We start from the raw sequence: 18,053 nt of genomic DNA, 5'->3' as shown, positions 1-18,053 counted from the left end.
AATAATCGAACACTGTATATAAAAAATTACCAATTTCGTCATAATTTTACATGCTTTTCATATCCCCACTGGGCATATCTCCCATATATTACATCCCCTGACAGCTACATGGATAATACGTATTAGAAATGCCAATAATGGTATTATAAGAATACAAAATTAAAAGTAATGTAATAGAATGAATGAAATAAGATGAATGAAGTAAGATGATTGAAATAAAATGTATGAAATAAAATGTATGAAATAAAATGTATGAAATAAAAAGTATGAAATAAAATGAATAAATAAAATGAATGAAATAAAGTGAATAGATAAAATGAATGAAATAAAAATTTGAATGCTTCTTTCATATTAATAGAGGAAGGTAATACCATGATTACTTATAAAACTTGTACGGATGTACCCTTTAGCCAGATTTATGAAGCTTTTTCCCTTGGTTTTTCCGACTATTTCGTTCCCCTTTCTTCCAGTGAAACGGAATTTGAGGAACATTTCTTTGGACCTGAGGGGAACATGCTGGAATATTCTTTTATCGCTTTTTGTGATACTCATCCCATAGGACTTTTACTTGGAGGTATCCGGATATTTGACACCATAAAGACCATGCGCTGCGGTGCCTTATGTCTGGCACCGGACTTACGGGGAAAAGGCATTAGTGAAGAATTGTTTTTAATGCATAAGGCAGCTGCTGTAAATGCAGGCTGTAAACAGTTATTTCTGGAAGTAATTAAGGAAAACCACAGAGCAGTCCGGTTTTATGCCAAAGCTGGCTACCTGGAGGCAGCTATCTTAAAATATTATAAAACACCGGTTGATTTAATAGCAGCTCCGGAAAAGATTCCTCCCTATAAAGTAACAGCCGTCGGCATATCCGTAATCAAAAGCTTTCGTGAAAAATTAATGGCCTGCCATATTAACTGGCAAAGTGATATTCCGTATTATGAGGACAGTAAATCCTATATCTATTTAGGTGCTTATGATGATTATCAGTTAATCGGACTGATTGCCATGAATGCGAAAGGGAAAATAAATTTTCTGTGGGTCGAACCCTCCTACCGGTTAAAAGGGCTTGGGCATTATCTTTTATATCAGGCCGCAGGCCAGTCAGAGGTTAAGAATATAACGGTGTGTATCCCGGGCAATGCTTTACTGGAAGGTTTTTTCCGCAAAATTGGGTTTGAGAAGGATAAAATTGAACAGTATGAGATGTATCTGCCGATTTAAAAATAAAGAATATCTTAAATTGACAGAAAATAAGGATTATATTTATAAAAACTTTGTTCCAAGTACCCACGAATAAATGGTTACATTCTCATTCTTGCAGCTATTCACGCATGTTTTCACAAAATTATTAATAAATATAATCCTTATTTTCTCTCAGATAATTTAGGCTTGATTTGCAACAGCTTCTTCAATGCATACCAGTTTGGAGTTTATCCTTATTACAAACCGTTCATCTCACCCTCTGGTACCGGTTCCGTATAATTACACTGGGGATAGCCGCTGCATCCTAAGAAATAGCCATATTTTCCATTTCTGCGTACTAACTTTTTACCACAGACCGGACAAAATCTGGTATAGGACTTCTCAGATACAACGTCCTCCAAACTAGGGTCGTACTCTTCTTCTCTGATTAAATATCTTATTAATGCCCTTCTATCCCACAAAGTAATATCATTCGCCCTTGCAAGATTCATCGCATTGGGAGTAAAAAAACTATTTGTTACCACCATTCCTGCATCCGCGTTATAATATGCTATGGAACCAATTACCTCCTGGACTGCTGCAATTCCTACATCCTGATGGTACCTCTTGGCTTGTACCACCAGTTTTGTTCTTCTCTTTTTTAATACCAAATCTGCACCGTAGTCAGCCGTAACCGGAGTCAGTTTCGCTTTATAGCCCTGTCTCTTAAACTTATGATATAAATAAACTTCAAACTCAATCCCAGTCATTTCATCAATCTCTTCCAGACTGCTAGTCAAATACATATGCCTTAATTTATGGTCAGAATATACTTTAATAAAAATCGTGGATAGAATAAAATATACGAGGATAAAACTATCATCCGCTCCAAATTTCTCTATATTAAAATATCCGTTATGGATATACTTGGTAATCATAAAGATCGCTGCCAGATTAATTATTGTAACCAACAAGCTTCCTGCTTTGATTTTTCTCTTTTTCCTGCGCAAAAATACAACCTGCTCTTTCTGTCATGATATTGCTGTCAAGTAGCTATTATATCATAAAAAATGAGAAATTGCAGGGTTAGTTGCTTTCATTTATCATTTATTTATTTTTTAATTCACTTTTTTCATTCTTAATTATTATCTCTTTCTCAGAACACTCTATTACAACAGTGTTACCAACCTGTCATTTTGTTCTTCATTTCTTTCTATACTTTATTAATATCGGCATCTTCTGGATAGGTTACCTTTACGGAGAGCATAGTTTAGTTCTCCCCTTTTTAAATTAGGCTGTGTTAATGAATAATGTTGATAATATAGTATATAAAAATGGAACTCATGTGAAGGAGTTCCTTTTTTTCGTACTTTAATAATATTTGCAACTGTATATAACTAAATTTTATGCTCATCGTCTTTTGGAAACCATGTATCTTAAAACTGTTTTTAATTTTGATTTTTCAGTTTTTCTTGCATCTGAAAGATAAATTTCCCTATGTTTTAGATTGGTTATTTCAAGATTATTTTCTTTTATAAAATTTTTCATTTGCTCAAAACTTTGTGGTTCATCATCATATGAACCAATGTGCATTATTTGAACAGATAGTCCATCTTCCATAGTTTCAAAAGTTACATCATCTAATAAAGGATGTGGCTTTTTCTTCCTGACATTTTCAAACGCTTTATTAACCACTTCTTGCGTTACAAAATCAGGTTGTCTAATCATTATGGTATACAACAATTCATCCTTATTTAATATATTAGATTGTTTTCCTTCTTCTGTTAAATCCCATATTCCTTCAAGTGGATAAACAGTATATTCAAAATAACCATCTGGTGTGTACCCTTGTTTTGGCATCATTCTAACTGCATATGCTAAAGAATATAAAACACCTATTTTTTCAGAGAACTCTTCATCATTTGGATTTCCTTTTCCGTTTATCATAAAAAATTTTTGTTGTGGTACTGTTATTAAATCTGGTTTCTCTTTCGGTAAATATAAATTTTTTTCTTGCTTTTTCCATTCAAATTTCATAATTTTCCTACCTCTTTATTTTATAAGTAAAATATATCACGCTTAATATGACATCCTGCCGTCATATTATAATCAAAATTATATAAATAATTCAAATATTTAGCACGATTACATATAAATTGCTTCTCTAAATCTAAAGTCCTTTAGTTTTGTGTCAGATTGATTTAATAAATATCCCATTATATAAATATTACTATATGTTTATTGAGCATATAAAGAGAACTTATAATTTTTATAAACTGGTGGTGATTAAAATTAATGTCTCTATAAGACTGTTTTATTTATAAAAGCGTACTATAACTTATACCGTCCTTATCTCATAAAACACCAAAGCTGCCTTTCCAACCGGCGATCCGTTTAAATCCGAAGGACAGGCATAACTCCACTCCAGGAGAATATTTTTTCCGCCTGCAAGCTCACTCATAAACTGTCTTTTTATCACCGTACAGTAATCCACCAGTTCCATCATTTCTTCCTGGTTTAAGAAGTAATCATCCCCAATAAATCTCACGTCATCTTCTTCAAATATAATAGTGACGTCTTTCCTGTTATCGGTTACAAGGTTCCATAAATCGTCCTTGACCGCTTCAATCGCCGTTCTATGCAAAGAGATATCAATTACACCGCTTTTTAATGCAATAAAGTATGGATAGTATAAGATAAGATCCTCCTGTCGTAACTTCTGGCTTAATTCTTCTGCAAATTCTTTAGCTGTCTTTGCATTAATACCCACTTTACGGGGCAGATTTAAATCTTCGCCTTCTGTCACAGCACTTCTTACCGTCCATAAGATATCCGGGTCAAATACGGTATGTTCTCCATACTTCTTCCACGGGACAGCAGGCAGATTCGACTTAGCCAGTGCATAAAATCCCTGTAACTTATTCATAACAGTCCTCCTGTAGGTTTGTTAGCAATTTATATCTTAATTCTCGGATTATATAGTCTTTCGTGTTCCTCCAGGGCAAACCGGTCTGTCATAATCGCGATATAATCACAGATGACCCGAATTTTGCTATCCTTAGCTCCGTCATAATTGTCATCAGTCGTTATATTATTATACCGGTAATACCATTCCGGCGGCAGGAGTTTCGGATTATTAACAAAGCCCTCAAATAAATCCTTTACCACCTGGACTGCCTTCTCATCCATAGCCTGTATGGTATGCAAACCATATATATAAGAATAAGCAATCGTCTTAATTTGATCAAAAACGTCCTTCGTTTCCGTATCAAAAGCAATTATCTCAATATTTCTATCGGCCTTTTCTTTCACATCCTCGAGGGAATAAATAGAATATGCCTTAAGATTTGCAACGCTGCTCTTTGTAATCTTCATAATCAGCCTGTGTATCAAATCATTGATAAAATAGGTTTCACTGTATGGTGTAAACTCAATTTCCTCTATATCACAGCTTAAAAATTGGGCGATTACCGCTTTTAGTTCCTCCATCTTTTTGGCATAATCCGGATTTTTATGTATTGCCTCCTCTACCAGTCCCGACTTGATCCCGTCCTGCAAATCATGGCAGATATAGGCGATAGTATCTACTTTATTTACAATCTGGCCTTCTAAGGTAGAACATACCCTGTCATGGTTTAGTTTCTTATATATTCCGCTTCTGTCCTTATTACCGTTATGCTTTAAAATACCTTCCCGGACTTCACAGGTTAAATTAAGACCGTCATATTCCCTGCAGCGCTTTTCTAAAAAATCTACAATCCTTACACTTTGCTCATTGTGAAAAAACAGACCTTCACCTCTGTCCCCCAGTTCCTCGCTAAGATACCGCTCCACGGCATGACCAAAGGGTGTATGGCCCAAATCATGCCCCAGGGCAATTGCTTCTGCCAGTTCTTCATTTAAAGTAAGAGACTTGCAGATACCCCTGGCAAACTGGGCAACTTCTAAGGTATGGGTCAGTCTGGTCCTGTAATGATCCCCTTCATGATTGACAAATACCTGGGTTTTATACATTAATCTGCGAAATGCCTTTGAATGTATGATACGGTCCCGGTCTCTTTGAAACTCACTTCTGTTTTCATCCGTTCTAACCGGTTCTGGGTATTCTCTGCTGTTTTCCTTCGGGTATTTTACCGCAAAAGGTGCCAGAGAAGAGACATAACGCTCTTCCATTTTCTCTTTTGTCAGAGGCAATTCATTAAAAAAATCACTCATGTGAACATCCTTCCTCGTTTCACTTTCATTCCTAATTTTATCTTACAACACGGACAGCATTAAGGCAATGCTTTCCTTCATTCTAACAAAAAACTTCCTTACAGATTAACAGCTTTTGTTTATCCGTAAGGAAGCAGGTTAATTATTTTATAATATGAACTATATCACTCATATCACCCATACCAATGCATTGCTAATATTTATTATATTTCATGCTTCATTAACTACAATCCTCAAATTAACTGTAATCTAAACTTTAATCATTTCTTTTTATAACTTTCACTCGCTATTGGATACTTCTTAACAAATGCCTGGGTCTTATAGATGGAATCCCTGGAGTGGTCACTAAAATCCTTGGAGTTTTTCAGGAAATAATCATAGGTCAGCATGGGTTTACCGGTATTCGTAACCGGGTCATCCCAGGTAAGGTCAATGTTATACCATTTTCCCTTTACTTTTACAATGTTCCAGGCATGGGAATCACCGCCTGCATAACCGGTAATTACACGGTTGCTGATGCCTGCCTCCGTAAATAAGCGGTAGGCCGCCAGGGTATACCCTTCGCATACTGCTGACTTATCGATTAAAGCATTGTAAGCAGAATGTTTCTCTAAGGATTCATCATAGCTGGTATTATTAATGATATAATCGTGAATTGCTTTTACTTTGGCATAGTCTGATTTACCCTCCAGTTTCAGGGATTTCACTATACTCTTTACCTTAGTATCAACTGCCTTCTCCTGCTGCAAAGAGGTCTTATAATCCGCTGAGAAGGACAGAGTCGCACTGCCACCACCGCTTGACCATCTCCAGCCTGCTCTCCAGCTGCTTACGGATAAACGGAGATAATCTCCATCTTTTGCAGTTTTTGCACTATCAATTGCTGCTACTTTGCTGAATATATCCGTATTTCTTCCGATTGCATCCATGACCTCGGAATCCATGGTAATACTGAAATTCTCCTCATGGGAAATCAGATTTTTTTTGATTATATTATAGACATCGGTTTTAGATGTATAGGTTTTGGCACTAGCCTCAACCGGCGAAGAAACTAAAGTTAATACCAGCATAAGTGTTATTATTTTTTTTACCATACTAACCTCCTTAAGTAAAGCTGCGATAATGATACCGTCGCAATTACTGCCTGCTTATGGGAACACAGTTGGGTACGTTACGTTGTTTTGAATAATTTAAGTAATTTTTTGAAACTTTTTGTCTAAATGAATTATAACATTGATGTAATCAGTATTACAAGATTAATATTTTGGCATAAAAAATCCTGTTATAGCCAAATATCTGCTTAGTTTAGGCATAAATACACCGATATAATTTACAAAGGGAATTATTGTATTGTTACTATTTTTAATGAATTGTGAAGTTTTTATTATAATTCAGAGGATTAGAAGGTGAGAACTTTAGATAGTAAGTCGGGATAGTCTGTAGCAAATTATCGTTTAGAAGTTTATAGGTATTCGTTTGTCTCGATGGCTTTTTCTTAGGGGGTACTTGGCTTAATAGGCGTCGTTCCATAGTTCATGATAACATTATCGATTACTTTTATATTATAACAGTCATAATGAAACAAGTAATCATAGGTTGGCTCGTTGACTTATTCTTTTAATTTGTTTATGAAGTTACGGACATTATTGAATCTCTTTGCAGCAGTAATTATGATATCTTTCAAATTGAATCTTCTTTACCAATCATATCCATTATCTACTATCCTTAATCATTGTTTTAAGTCCGCTGTATATCGTCATGCTGCCACCAAACATATTACTCCAACCAAAAAGATATCCCTGCCCCAAAGATATCCCATTTCACAAAAACACCACAGCACGATGGATACCGCACCCCAAAAGATATCGCAGTTCCAAGGATACTGCAACTCCAAGGATATTACACCCCAAGGATATCTCTCCCAAAGGATATCTCTCCCAAAGGATATCACTCCCCATGTGATACCACTGTTACAGGATGCTTCATAAGGCTATATTTTTTCACTATATCCCCTATATTAATTATCTATATTCATATTATAAATCAAAAAGTAATTTTTTACCATGATTTTTGTAATTTTTTTCTATATTCTTAATTCTTAATCCTGTTACCTAAAAAATTCAAACTAAGGCAGTGAAATATAAAACTATAACAACTATATATATGACGACTATATATATGACCATAACTACATAAAGACCATGACTATTTTAAGAACATAACAATATATAATACCATAGCTCTATATAATACCATTGCTATATATAATACCATAGCAACTAAATATAAGAAACACCTAACGGAGAGAATCCCCGAAAGGTGTCAATCTGAGTTCTATTATTTTTGCTGCAACTTATTCTACAATGCCGCCTTCTACTACAAGGCTGTCAGGATCAGCTGCATCACCGTAAACTGGTGCTAAGGTTTCTTCATAATCTTTGTGGAAGAAATTATCTTTTCCTAAGGATACGATTTCGTCATTAATCCAGTTCAATAACTCTGTATTTCCTTTTTGAACAGCAGGAGCAATGGTATCTAAGTTACCCAAAGAATCAATACCTACCGTAAAACCTTTATTTTCAAGAGCCCAGGCAAGTACTTCTGTATTATCAGTTGAGAATGCATCTCCGCGTCCATCAAGAAGCGCATTGTAAGCTTCTGTATACTGATCGAATTTCAATAATTTTACATCCGGATAATTTTCTGTGAAGTAGGTTTCTGCAGTTGTACCTTTGCTGACAATTAAGGTTTTACCGTTTAACTGTTCCGGAGAAGTGATTAAAGCACTGTCAGGGGATACCACACCTAAAGCGACTTTCATATACGGCTTCGCAAAGTCCACCTGTTTGGCACGGTCTTCTGTAACGGTAAAATTGGCAAGAATAATATCAACTTTTGCAGTAACCAGATATTCTACACGACTTGCTGCTTCTACAGGAATATATTCTGCTTTAACACCTAAATCTTTGGCAAGCTGATTACCAAAATAAACGTCATATCCCTGGAATTCACCGTTTTCATCCACATATCCAAAAGGTTTTTTATCACTGAAAACACCAATAATTACTTTTCCGCTTTTTTTGATTTCCTCTAAGGTTCTTGCGGTTCCGTTTTTTCCGGTCTCTGTTCCTGTGGCAGAATTATCTTTTGTATTGTTTCCTGTTTTACTTTGGCAGCCGGTAAATGCCGCTGTTAACAGGGTAACTATGAGCAGTAAACTAAATACTTTCTTGAAATTTTTCATTATAATCTCCTCTTTTCCTGGTTTTCACCAAATTTGTTTCAGATTAACTTCATATTAATCTGTTACTTTATCTTCAACACCTTTCACGGTATCAAATTCAAAAACATTTAGAAACTTCTTTGCCCGGTCTGTCTCCGGATTTGTGAAAAAGGCTTCCGGAGAGCTTTCTTCCACAATTTCTCCCTTATCCAGGAATATAATCCGGTCTGCTATCGCTCTGGCAAACTGCATTTCATGGGTAACGATGATCATGGTACTTCCTTCTTTGGCAAGACCTAACATAACATCTAACACTTCCCGCACCATCTCCGGATCTAAGGCCGCCGTAACTTCATCAAATAACATAACTTCCGGATGCATACACAAAGCTCTTACAATGGCTACCCGCTGTTTCTGTCCGCCGGAAAGCTGCCTTGGATAAGCATCCCTCTTATCAAGCAGACCCACTCGTTTTAATAAGTCCTCCGCTTCTTTAGTTACTTCTTTCTTCTCTCTGGTCTGGGCTTTTAACGGTCCTAACAGAATATTATTAAGAATGGTCATATGGGGAAATAAATCATAGCTTTGAAATACCATGCCAATCTTCTGACGCACCAAATGCATGTTTTTTGACAGACCACTGATTACGTCTCCCTTAAGGGAAATTTCACCGCCCTGGATGCTCTCCAATCCGTTAATACATCGAAGCAGGGTACTTTTTCCGCATCCTGACGGACCAACAATAACGACTACCTCACCCTTTTTAACTTCCAGGGACAACCCTTTTAAAACCTCCAGGGTATCAAAACTCTTTCTCAGATTCTTTATAGATAAAATTGTCTCTTTTTCGCTCATATTAACTCCTACTGCACATCGCAAGTCCCTTGCGATACTGCCTCAAAATAACTAGTTCTTCCATGCTTTTTCCAACTTTGCAGATAGTAAGGAAATGGGATAACATACAATAAAATATAAGAAAAATATAACTCCATATATCCATAAAGCCGCAGAGGGTACGGTTAAACGGGAGGCTTCTATAATCTGCTGTCCCACCTTAACCACCTCTACAACTCCGATTAATGCAATTAAGGATGTAGTCTTTATCATCCTGGTAACCAGATTAATAGCTAACGGTACCAGTCTTCTTATGGTTTGCGGAATGATGATATAGAAATAAATCTGTAGTCCGGTCAAACCAATTGCCTCACCACTTTCGTACTGATGCTTTGGTATAGAGGAAAGCGCTCCCCTCACCAGATCCCCCATCTCAGCGGTTCCCCACATAGAAAATACGATTATGGCAGCAACTTTTCCGGATAATTGTATCCCAAAGGCCTTGGTGGCTCCAAAATAGACAAGAAATAAAAGAACCAGCTGAGGCATAATGCGGACGAACTCCAAATAAACTCTGGTAATTACTTTGATTACCGGATTTTTCACCGACATAATCATGCCCAGTATAATTCCCAGTATAATGGATATTGCTACTGAAATTAAGGATATTCCTATGGTAATCCACAGACCTTCCAAAAGCCTTTCAAAATTCCTGCCTTGAAACAGAACACTAATTCCCAAATCCTGCATACCTTAATTTCCTTTCTATCAATGAAAATACGATGGATACCGGCAATAAAATAATCAAATAAGCAATTACCAGCATAAACAAGGTTTCATTTGTCTCGTAGTACAGCCCAATCAGATCTTTTGCCGTATACATTAAATCTGCCAGTGCCACCGCACTAAAAACTGAAGTTTCCTTGATAAGAAAGATGGTATTAGCCGCAAATGCCGGTACAGAGACCGATACTGCCTGGGGCATTATGATATATCTTATTACCTGTAATTTCGTAAGCCCTAAACTCAAACCAGATTCCAACTGGCTCTCCGATATGGATTCCAAGCCGCTTCGAAATGCTTCGGCCATATAACTTCCGCCTAAAAAAACCAATCCGACAATGGCACAGGTTTCGGAACTTAGTATAATGCCCGCCCTTGGCAGACCAAAATAGAGAAAAAACAGTTGTATTAACAACGGAGTATTTCTAGAAAGCTCTATGTATATGCCTATAATCCGGTGCAGTACAGGTATTTTATAATAACGGATTAAACTGCAGAGAAAACCAGTTATGATAGAAAGGATAATTCCAATCAAAGCAATTCTGACCGTAAGTTTAGCTGCTTCTATATAAAGCGGATAATATTCCTTTATAAATTCATAATTCATTTGACAGTCCCTTCTTAGGATTATTCATTTATTTGATTTGTTGGAAAATGGCTTTAAGTTCAGCGCACAAAAATAGCAGTTGCTAAACTGCACCTGCCCAAGGAATTTCTGCACCATTGCAAGATATAAACCAACATAATCAAGAAACCTGCATGCATTATTCCATAAGGCGGGGTTGATTCATGCAACAGCAGCTTTGGGTATCCGTATGTAATTTAGATATTAAATTGAATGACTTTTTCATAGGGATAGTCTCCTCTGCTGATTTTTGTGTTTCTTATTCATACCATTTATATATGAATTATATGATATAGGTATTTTATATTAGTTTTTGGGTTTTGTCAATCATTTTTTTATTGGGTTTTACATCATTTTTTATTGGGATTATTAGATTCTCCAACAACTATAAATATCCCGTTAGGGAATTTATATAGTAAGCAAACTGAAAAATATAAAAATATTAATCTAAGCTGCAGAATATTTACATTTTTTTCCTTTTAAATCATCTATTATTAATATCATAATTTATCGCACTTTACACCCTTTCAATAATATACTATAATTATCCTATTATTAGGAAATTTAGTAATTAGTTCCATAATGAAAAGGAGAAGGTTTATGTATAAACATCATGAAGAATCCATTCAAAATCTGATCAATTATTTTAGTAACCGTGAGGAAATTATAGCAGTAATCTTAGGGGGGTCCGTAGCAAAAGGTGTAGCCCGTGAGGATTCTGATATAGACGCTATGATTATTGTAACCGAAGAATATTACGCAGAGAGGGTGAAATCAAATACAGTAGTTGAATGTATCGGCAGTATGTGCACCTATGAAGGCGGATATTTTGATTTAAAATATTATACCAAGGACTTCATTCGTACGACCTCCAAAATCGGCAGTGAACCCGCCAGAAATGCTTTTCTTGGGGCATATGCTTTATTCAGTAAAGACCCAGAGATTCCGGGAATCGTAGCTAGTATCCCCATCTTCCAGGAACAGGATATGAGTAAGAAATTATTATCCTTTTACAGTTCCTTAAGCCTTCATTACCATTATTTCTGGCCATTGACGAAAGACAATCCATATATGAAAATCCGTGCTGCCGCAGAAATCTCCTACTGCTGTTACCGCATTATCTTACAGGAGAACAAACTCCTCTTTCCCTGTAACCGCAGGCTTGAAGAGGCTGTAGCTAAAGCACCGAATAAACCAGAGGACATTCTTTTGTTAGGTCAGGAATTTTTAACAAAACTGGACGACGAATCCGTTAAAAAGTTTGTAGAAGCAACCACTAATTGGATGACCTATATACCCCCTAAGGATTATAGCGAAATCCTGACCTGTTATACGAAGGATTATGAACTGTGGTGGAAAGAAGCAAGACCGTTGGTTAATGAATGGTAGGATTAAATAAAGAAGATTCTTAATAAAAAATTTCAATCCATTAATTTAATATCCTTTTATATAATAATTCTGAGGCTGTTCGCTAATGTTAGCTTGCAGCCTCAGAATAAAGCTTTTAATTACCCATTCAACCCTATATCTAATATATTGTTTTTGTCAAAATTTATTTCTAAAGCATGATCCAAGTATATTCTGTCACCACAATAGACTGTTGCACCATAGTCATATTCATTATTGAATGTAATGTCTACTCTATATACTTCTATATCGTTAAACCATGCATCATACACTTCTTCACCAAGTTTATTTTCATAATATGTTTTTAATACAGTTTCACAAGTGGCAAACCAGTCAATGTAATTTACTATATGATTTATTATCGATACTAATTGTATATCATTGGCGACATATATATAGACTTCTTCTAAATCCTCATCCTCGAGTAAATGGTTAAAGATTCTTATACTTGTATTTAAATTATAGCATATATGCCTACTATCACTCTCTTCGTCATTTTTAATAAAGTTATTTATCTTAATCATGATTTGCTTCCTTTTCTAACAAAGATTAATTCGCAATGTCCTCATTTATTTATACAAGAATATACGCTTTTTAAGCCGTATACGCATTTAAGCGATTAATATATTAACGGCAAACCGCAATACTCACAATTCGAAGTGACACCCTCAAAAACCACGCTATTGGCTCCGCAGTGACGGCAATTTATGGCTTTTGATCTGCCCTGCTTTACTGCCTGATTATAGATAACCGATTTGTTTAATATGCCCGGTAATACTACCTCACCTAATGCAGTGTCAACATAAGTACTGTTATAAAAATATGAGTCCATCATATCAGAAATTTCCTTTGCTGCTACTGCTGCCGGTACTTTAGCCTCTTTTGCTATTTCCTGTATACTTGTTATTCCACGATTTATAATGTTATAGTACTTATTATACCGTTCGCCAAGGATTCTCATTTTCCTGGCTCCTCTTAAAATAATTATCCCTGGAAGTAAAAATATTATTAAAACAAACGTAATGAAAAACACAGAAAAACCATCAAACTCAGTATCATTGAAACTGAATATTATCATATAGAATATTCCTAATCCAGTCAAAACCCATCCAAATACCTTAACAATTCCGCTGTTCCTTCTTAACTCTGACTTATCCTCTGTTAACCTTCTATGTAAAAGATAAATACCCAATGGAAAAAAACAAATCAGTGTAATAAATACCAGTATAACAGAAGTTCTATCTTTCTTCATCCCAGGCATATCCCCGCCTCCTTAATCACCTTGTATAACGGAACCACAGAATTCACACTCAATCACTCTGCCTTTAATCACCTTGTTTACTCCGCCGCAGTTTTTGCAGGTTATAGCTAAATATTCCAAATTAGAATGATTCCCTTTTGTTATCGTATCACCGATGGTGCTTCTTGGAAACACGATTCTGCTTTCCTTTTCATCAATATAGGCTAAGGGAAATAACTTCTTATCAATCATTTTCTCCAGATTTGCAGTTACAACCTCTTTGGATATATGTAATGAGGCTGCCAGACTCGTAATGGAACCTGTCTGATCCGTTAATAGTCTTGCATAATATGCTTTCAGGTTTTTCAGTAGTTTATTACGCTTTCTGGCAAAGATAATAAGCATAACACCTAAAACTGCAATCAACAGCACTATAATTTGGTAACTGATGTCATCCTTTTCATTATCTACCAGACCAACAATAAAAACAAGTCCAAACAATGTGCTCATAACAATACCTACTATCATCTGCACTACTTCAATAACTTTGCTGATTACATATGCTTTTTTCGAATATTCCATGTATGCCGCCCCTTTTGATATGTTTTAAAACAAAAGTCAGTTTTAATAATTTTATCACTGAATTTGGCAAATCTCAACATTTCTTTAATAATTTTAATCAAAATATAGCAATTGGTTCGTAATTGGTTATCGCAAGTATAGCAGCCCCCAATTTGTCCGTTTCCTTATCCTTATCTTTATCGTTACCTTTATCCTTATCTTTACCTTTATCTTATCTTTACCTTTATCCTTATCTTTACCTTTATCCTTATCTTTATCGTTATAAAATAACCAGCTCCAGAATAAAGGTCCGTCATCCATTAAAATAAATTTACAAGCAGATTTGGTATCAGCATTGCCACCGCTGCCGCATAGATAACATCCAGCCAAAATACGGAACCCAGGGCGCCGATATAAACCAATAGTATGAACGGCGCGGAAAGGATTTTAGGTATTATGCCCACCTCATTATTTTTTAAGATTCGATCCATCATAACCCCTGCATCCCCGGTACTGGGAAATGCATGCATAAGTATGGAAAAACCCAGCCATCCAAGAATTAGATTCAGTATATTGTGGTAATCTTTAAATGCAACAATTTCAATTGATGCCGGCAGCATAATAAGCAATCCTAGCAATGTATTAAAAAAGAAGGGTCCCATGGAAGTAAAAAAGACCTTTCCTGGATGATCTGTTCCTTCATGGATCACATAACCGCTTGGATTCTTAACCTGGAAGTATTTCACCTCATATACTTTCAAGCCGCATATATAACAAAAAATCTGATGTGCCAGTTCATGTATTATCACCCCCGGAAATGTGATAATGGAAATAACTATTCCAGGTATTATCATTCTTGCCCCCTATTCTTATCACACCAGTCTCCTGATGCGATAGAGCCAATTTTCTTATTGTTAAGTATTCTTTTAATTTGAGTATCAACTTTTTTCACTCAACAGCAACTTTTACCATATTTATTCGAGTAAAATGTTCCTGTACAAAACACACTTTTATTCCACATAATAATTTTCCAAAGTTATGTCACCATTTAAGAGCATTACCGTATCCTCATCCAGTGCACCGTCTTTTTTAATAATTTCCTCCTGCAGTTTTTCAGCCTCTGCTTTCATACCACTCTGGCTTAATGCAATGAGATAGGTTTCCTTAATATAGTTGCCGTCGGGATTCATGTCATATGCCTCTTTTGCAAGGTTACGTCCGCTTTCTAAGTCTCCTTCCAGCATTTTAAGGATAGCCATAGAGCGAAGTGCATCGGAATCTGTCTTCTCTTTTGCCAGAGCTTCGTTAACATACCTTTCTGCGGTTTTATAATCACCCATTCTCCGGTATAATACAGCGAGCCTCACACGTACATCATATATTTCCGGATCGGTATCATAACAACTTTGAAAATAATTTAGGGAATTGGTCAGATCAGTTTCGATACTTCCCAGATAATAGTAAATGGTGGCATAATCCTGACCGGCTTCATTTAATAAGGACTCAAGGTCTGTCTTTAGCTTTTCATAATCTGCCTCGCTGACAGAGGCATTCTCTGAGAAAGGCTTCGTAAGTTCATCAATGGCATCATACGTTTTATAATATGCCTCTAATTGTGTATAATAACGGTTAATTCGGTCGTATTCCGAGTCTGATAGGCTTTTTCCAGTCAGATAGGTATCCATTATGTATCCTGCCACATCATAATACCCATTTTCCATAGACAGTTTAATACTTTTCGTTAAAACCGGAACAGAATCTGGATATTTGTCTGATAATAACTTTAAATCATTTATGACCTGTGTAGTTTCCCCGCTTGAAATCCTGTTTTCCGCTTTCGCATATACCTTGTAATCACTTAAAACTTTTGGGAAGCGTATCATACACACTACATCAAGGGCTACTACCAATATCAGAAACAGAATTATCCAGCCTGGAACCTCTAACTTTTTTTGTTCTGGTTCTGTCATACCCCTGTAATCATCGTACTGATAATTTTTATTCTCATAGTCTTTATAATCATCCTTTTGATAATCCTTATACTGATCGTCATAATCCCTATACTGGTTGTCATCGTCCTTATACTCTTTGTCATAATCCTTATACTGGTTGTCATAATCCCTAAACCGGTTGTCATAGCCATCGTGCCGATTGTCCTCATATTGGCTTTTGGATTTGTTACCGGTATCGTTCCATATATCCTTATAGCCATCTGTGCCGCCGTTCTCAGACTGGCCGCTCCTCTTTTCATTATCCCCGTTCATTCATTCCTCTCCTTTTATTAAGTATCTTCATAAGTATCTTTTGTTTTATTTTATATAAAAGCCAAATTGTAGTACTGCTTTCAGCCCTATTATCCTTCGCTATCAAGCAGGTTCTTTAATAGCAGCTCTTTATTATTGATAAATAGTTTCGTTATCTTATAACTTTCTGTTTCTTCATATGGAATCTCCTTAATCATTCCGTTATCAAAGGAAAGTATTAACGCTCCTGGAACTCCTAGCAGTATTGGTGAATGGCTGGCAATGATAAACTGTGTCCCTTGTTCCGCCAGATTGTTAAGAAACATCAGCAAAGTTAACTGCCTTTGGGGGGACAGCGCTGCCTCGGGTTCATCCAGTATATAGATACCCTGGGCTTTGAACTTATTTTGGATTAAAGCCAGGAAGCTTTCTCCGTGAGACTGGTCATGGAGTGATTTACCGCCATAGCTTTTATAATAATCCTCATAACTATCCCTGTCCCGGTAATCTTCCACTTTACTGGCTACATTATAAAAACTTTCGGCTCTGAGAAAAAAGTTGGCCTTCGGGCGTCTGCTCCCTTTCACAACCGTTATTGCCTGGTGTAAGTCCGAATGGGTATCCATGGTTGAAAACAAGAAATTCCTGTTACCCCCTTCCGGATTAAACCCATAAGCCACGGCAATACTCTCTAGCAGGGTTGACTTACCTGTCCCGTTTTCCCCTACGAAAAAGGTTATATTGCTATGAAACTCCAGGGTGTTCAAGGAACTGACAGCAGGTATCTTTCTGACATAGTTATTTGGTCCGGCATTGTCCCAGTTTATTTTGATTCCTTTGATAAATAAGTCATTCATATGGCACTCTCTTTTTCATCTTTGATTATTACATTTAATCCTATATTTTTACATTTTACCATATAATAAATCAAAAATCTATCTTCAATTAAGATATTAACCTGTCGGTTTTGTAGTTAAATTAAAACTCAATAGTATTTGTATAAGATTGTCTTAGTGATATTTTCGCTAAAACTCAATACGAATTACCAGTTAAGGTATAATTAATAAAATCATGTCAATTTTGTAGTTATTTTACTACCATTGTAAAAGGAGATAAAATGGAATCAATACTTAAGAAATTATACTATGATACCCTTAGTCTTGATGATATTAATCGACCAACTGATCCAAAATACAGTAAACTTATTGAGGAGGCAATTGAGGTCGGTAATAAATTAAAAGAGAAAGTTTCCATTGAAGATTATAAAATTATGATAAACTTATTTGACATTCATAATGATATAGGCGGATACGAAGCGGCTGAAGCATTTGTAAATGGTTTTAAATATGGTTCACTGATTATGTTGGAGATTTTATCAGATAAATAATTTATTTTAGTACCAGAAAATAAAATTTTAGAAGTTGATTAGCTGATAAATAGAACGTCTCCTAGGGAGAAATGCAAACTAAAATCATCCCATACGGATAATCCTCTGATAAGCTTCACACCACTTTACTGGTACTAATATAATACCACCTATGTTTTGACACTTTATTTTTGAATTAATTTTTTGATGCAATATCAAAAATTGATAATCCTCTTCCAAATATGGTATCATTAACATGCAGTCGTCTCCGTATCTCTGTCCCTTTATACCTGACAGGGCGTACAAATTTGAAGTTTGGAGTATTAATACACTTTTATAAAAAAAAGGATAATTCTTGGAATAAATCTATA

19 protein-coding genes are annotated in these 18,053 nt (G+C 35.8%); 3 read left to right on the top strand and 16 right to left on the bottom strand.

Features of this window, described 5'->3' with window-relative positions; all coding sequences use genetic code 11:
• Positions 1-372 precede the first annotated feature (372 nt).
• Positions 373-1,224, top strand: a complete 852-nt coding sequence (locus QA584_RS03195) for a GNAT family N-acetyltransferase (protein WP_278273059.1) — start codon at positions 373-375, stop codon at positions 1,222-1,224.
• A gap of 218 nt (positions 1,225-1,442) precedes the next feature.
• Here QA584_RS03195 and QA584_RS03190 read toward each other — a convergent pair whose 3' ends face one another.
• The 10 genes from QA584_RS03190 to QA584_RS03145 form a co-directional block, all read right to left on the bottom strand.
• On the bottom strand, positions 1,443-2,195 hold the full coding sequence (locus QA584_RS03190) for a restriction endonuclease (protein WP_278273058.1): 753 nt from the start codon (positions 2,193-2,195) through the stop codon (positions 1,443-1,445).
• Positions 2,196-2,595: 400 nt separating this feature from the next.
• Positions 2,596-3,222, bottom strand: a complete 627-nt coding sequence (locus QA584_RS03185; RefSeq protein ID WP_278273057.1) for a GyrI-like domain-containing protein — start codon at positions 3,220-3,222, stop codon at positions 2,596-2,598.
• A 301-nt stretch (positions 3,223-3,523) separates the two neighbouring features.
• Positions 3,524-4,111, bottom strand: a complete 588-nt coding sequence (locus QA584_RS03180) for a hypothetical protein (RefSeq protein ID WP_278273056.1) — start codon at positions 4,109-4,111, stop codon at positions 3,524-3,526.
• A 29-nt stretch (positions 4,112-4,140) separates the two neighbouring features.
• Positions 4,141-5,400 carry a dGTP triphosphohydrolase gene (gene dgt / locus QA584_RS03175; protein WP_278273055.1) on the bottom strand — a complete coding sequence of 420 codons (1,260 nt, stop codon included), beginning with the start codon at positions 5,398-5,400 and terminating at the stop codon, positions 4,141-4,143.
• A gap of 260 nt (positions 5,401-5,660) precedes the next feature.
• Positions 5,661-6,494: a transglutaminase domain-containing protein gene (locus QA584_RS03170; protein ID WP_278273054.1), complete on the bottom strand. Its 834-nt coding sequence runs from the start codon at positions 6,492-6,494 to the stop codon at positions 5,661-5,663.
• 662 nt (positions 6,495-7,156) lie between these two features.
• A complete protein-coding gene (locus tag QA584_RS03165) occupies positions 7,157-7,294 on the bottom strand; it encodes a hypothetical protein (protein WP_278273053.1) in 138 nt (45 codons plus the stop codon).
• A gap of 459 nt (positions 7,295-7,753) precedes the next feature.
• Positions 7,754-8,644, bottom strand: a complete 891-nt coding sequence (locus tag QA584_RS03160; RefSeq protein ID WP_278273052.1) for a cysteine ABC transporter substrate-binding protein — start codon at positions 8,642-8,644, stop codon at positions 7,754-7,756.
• A gap of 54 nt (positions 8,645-8,698) precedes the next feature.
• A complete protein-coding gene (locus QA584_RS03155; RefSeq protein WP_278273051.1) occupies positions 8,699-9,478 on the bottom strand; it encodes an amino acid ABC transporter ATP-binding protein in 780 nt (259 codons plus the stop codon).
• A 51-nt stretch (positions 9,479-9,529) separates the two neighbouring features.
• A complete protein-coding gene (locus QA584_RS03150; RefSeq protein WP_278273050.1) occupies positions 9,530-10,207 on the bottom strand; it encodes an amino acid ABC transporter permease in 678 nt (225 codons plus the stop codon).
• On the bottom strand, positions 10,188-10,847 hold the full coding sequence (locus QA584_RS03145; protein ID WP_278273049.1) for an amino acid ABC transporter permease: 660 nt from the start codon (positions 10,845-10,847) through the stop codon (positions 10,188-10,190). The genes QA584_RS03150 and QA584_RS03145 overlap by 20 nt, the downstream gene beginning before the upstream one ends.
• A gap of 618 nt (positions 10,848-11,465) precedes the next feature.
• Between QA584_RS03145 and QA584_RS03140 the strand changes: the two genes are divergently transcribed.
• Positions 11,466-12,254 carry a nucleotidyltransferase domain-containing protein gene (locus tag QA584_RS03140; protein WP_278273048.1) on the top strand — a complete coding sequence of 263 codons (789 nt, stop codon included), beginning with the start codon at positions 11,466-11,468 and terminating at the stop codon, positions 12,252-12,254.
• A 119-nt stretch (positions 12,255-12,373) separates the two neighbouring features.
• Here the strand turns inward: QA584_RS03140 and QA584_RS03135 are convergent, their stop codons facing one another.
• The 6 genes from QA584_RS03135 to QA584_RS03110 form a co-directional block, all read right to left on the bottom strand.
• On the bottom strand, positions 12,374-12,796 hold the full coding sequence (locus QA584_RS03135) for a hypothetical protein (protein ID WP_278273047.1): 423 nt from the start codon (positions 12,794-12,796) through the stop codon (positions 12,374-12,376).
• A gap of 95 nt (positions 12,797-12,891) precedes the next feature.
• Complete coding sequence (locus QA584_RS03130; protein WP_278273046.1) at positions 12,892-13,533, bottom strand: hypothetical protein; 642 nt, start codon at positions 13,531-13,533, stop codon at positions 12,892-12,894.
• 12 nt (positions 13,534-13,545) lie between these two features.
• A complete protein-coding gene (locus tag QA584_RS03125; RefSeq protein ID WP_278273045.1) occupies positions 13,546-14,094 on the bottom strand; it encodes a hypothetical protein in 549 nt (182 codons plus the stop codon).
• A 299-nt stretch (positions 14,095-14,393) separates the two neighbouring features.
• Positions 14,394-14,927 carry a metalloprotease family protein gene (locus QA584_RS03120; protein ID WP_278273044.1) on the bottom strand — a complete coding sequence of 178 codons (534 nt, stop codon included), beginning with the start codon at positions 14,925-14,927 and terminating at the stop codon, positions 14,394-14,396.
• A 156-nt stretch (positions 14,928-15,083) separates the two neighbouring features.
• Positions 15,084-16,337 (bottom strand): tetratricopeptide repeat protein, encoded by a 1,254-nt coding sequence (locus QA584_RS03115; RefSeq protein WP_278273043.1) that lies wholly within the window; start codon positions 16,335-16,337, stop codon positions 15,084-15,086.
• An 89-nt stretch (positions 16,338-16,426) separates the two neighbouring features.
• The gene (locus tag QA584_RS03110) at positions 16,427-17,173 is read right to left on the bottom strand and encodes an AAA family ATPase (RefSeq protein WP_278273042.1); all 747 of its coding nucleotides are present in this window, start codon (positions 17,171-17,173) and stop codon (positions 16,427-16,429) included.
• A gap of 260 nt (positions 17,174-17,433) precedes the next feature.
• Here QA584_RS03110 and QA584_RS03105 point away from each other — a divergent pair, with 260 nt between their 5' ends.
• Complete coding sequence (locus QA584_RS03105) at positions 17,434-17,703, top strand: DUF6809 family protein (protein ID WP_278273041.1); 270 nt, start codon at positions 17,434-17,436, stop codon at positions 17,701-17,703.
• Positions 17,704-18,053 lie beyond the last annotated feature (350 nt).

Source organism: Anaerocolumna sp. AGMB13025 (assembly GCF_029689925.1).
Classification (GTDB): Bacteria; Bacillota; Clostridia; order Lachnospirales; family Lachnospiraceae; genus Anaerocolumna.
This window is presented reverse-complemented; position numbering and strand designations above follow the sequence as displayed.

Coding starts and splice junctions, on each gene's coding strand:
- QA584_RS03195 (WP_278273059.1), top strand. CDS start 373: ATGATTACTTATAAAACTTGTACGGATGTACCCTTTAGCCAGATTTAT.
- QA584_RS03185 (WP_278273057.1), bottom strand. CDS start 3,222: ATGAAATTTGAATGGAAAAAGCAAGAAAAAAATTTATATTTACCGAAA.
- QA584_RS03180 (WP_278273056.1), bottom strand. CDS start 4,111: ATGAATAAGTTACAGGGATTTTATGCACTGGCTAAGTCGAATCTGCCT.
- dgt (WP_278273055.1), bottom strand. CDS start 5,400: ATGAGTGATTTTTTTAATGAATTGCCTCTGACAAAAGAGAAAATGGAA.
- QA584_RS03170 (WP_278273054.1), bottom strand. CDS start 6,494: ATGGTAAAAAAAATAATAACACTTATGCTGGTATTAACTTTAGTTTCT.
- QA584_RS03160 (WP_278273052.1), bottom strand. CDS start 8,644: ATGAAAAATTTCAAGAAAGTATTTAGTTTACTGCTCATAGTTACCCTG.
- QA584_RS03155 (WP_278273051.1), bottom strand. CDS start 9,478: ATGAGCGAAAAAGAGACAATTTTATCTATAAAGAATCTGAGAAAGAGT.
- QA584_RS03150 (WP_278273050.1), bottom strand. CDS start 10,207: ATGCAGGATTTGGGAATTAGTGTTCTGTTTCAAGGCAGGAATTTTGAA.
- QA584_RS03145 (WP_278273049.1), bottom strand. CDS start 10,847: ATGAATTATGAATTTATAAAGGAATATTATCCGCTTTATATAGAAGCA.
- QA584_RS03140 (WP_278273048.1), top strand. CDS start 11,466: ATGTATAAACATCATGAAGAATCCATTCAAAATCTGATCAATTATTTT.
- QA584_RS03135 (WP_278273047.1), bottom strand. CDS start 12,796: ATGATTAAGATAAATAACTTTATTAAAAATGACGAAGAGAGTGATAGT.
- QA584_RS03130 (WP_278273046.1), bottom strand. CDS start 13,533: ATGCCTGGGATGAAGAAAGATAGAACTTCTGTTATACTGGTATTTATT.
- QA584_RS03125 (WP_278273045.1), bottom strand. CDS start 14,094: ATGGAATATTCGAAAAAAGCATATGTAATCAGCAAAGTTATTGAAGTA.
- QA584_RS03120 (WP_278273044.1), bottom strand. CDS start 14,927: ATGATAATACCTGGAATAGTTATTTCCATTATCACATTTCCGGGGGTG.
- QA584_RS03115 (WP_278273043.1), bottom strand. CDS start 16,337: ATGAACGGGGATAATGAAAAGAGGAGCGGCCAGTCTGAGAACGGCGGC.
- QA584_RS03110 (WP_278273042.1), bottom strand. CDS start 17,173: ATGAATGACTTATTTATCAAAGGAATCAAAATAAACTGGGACAATGCC.
- QA584_RS03105 (WP_278273041.1), top strand. CDS start 17,434: ATGGAATCAATACTTAAGAAATTATACTATGATACCCTTAGTCTTGAT.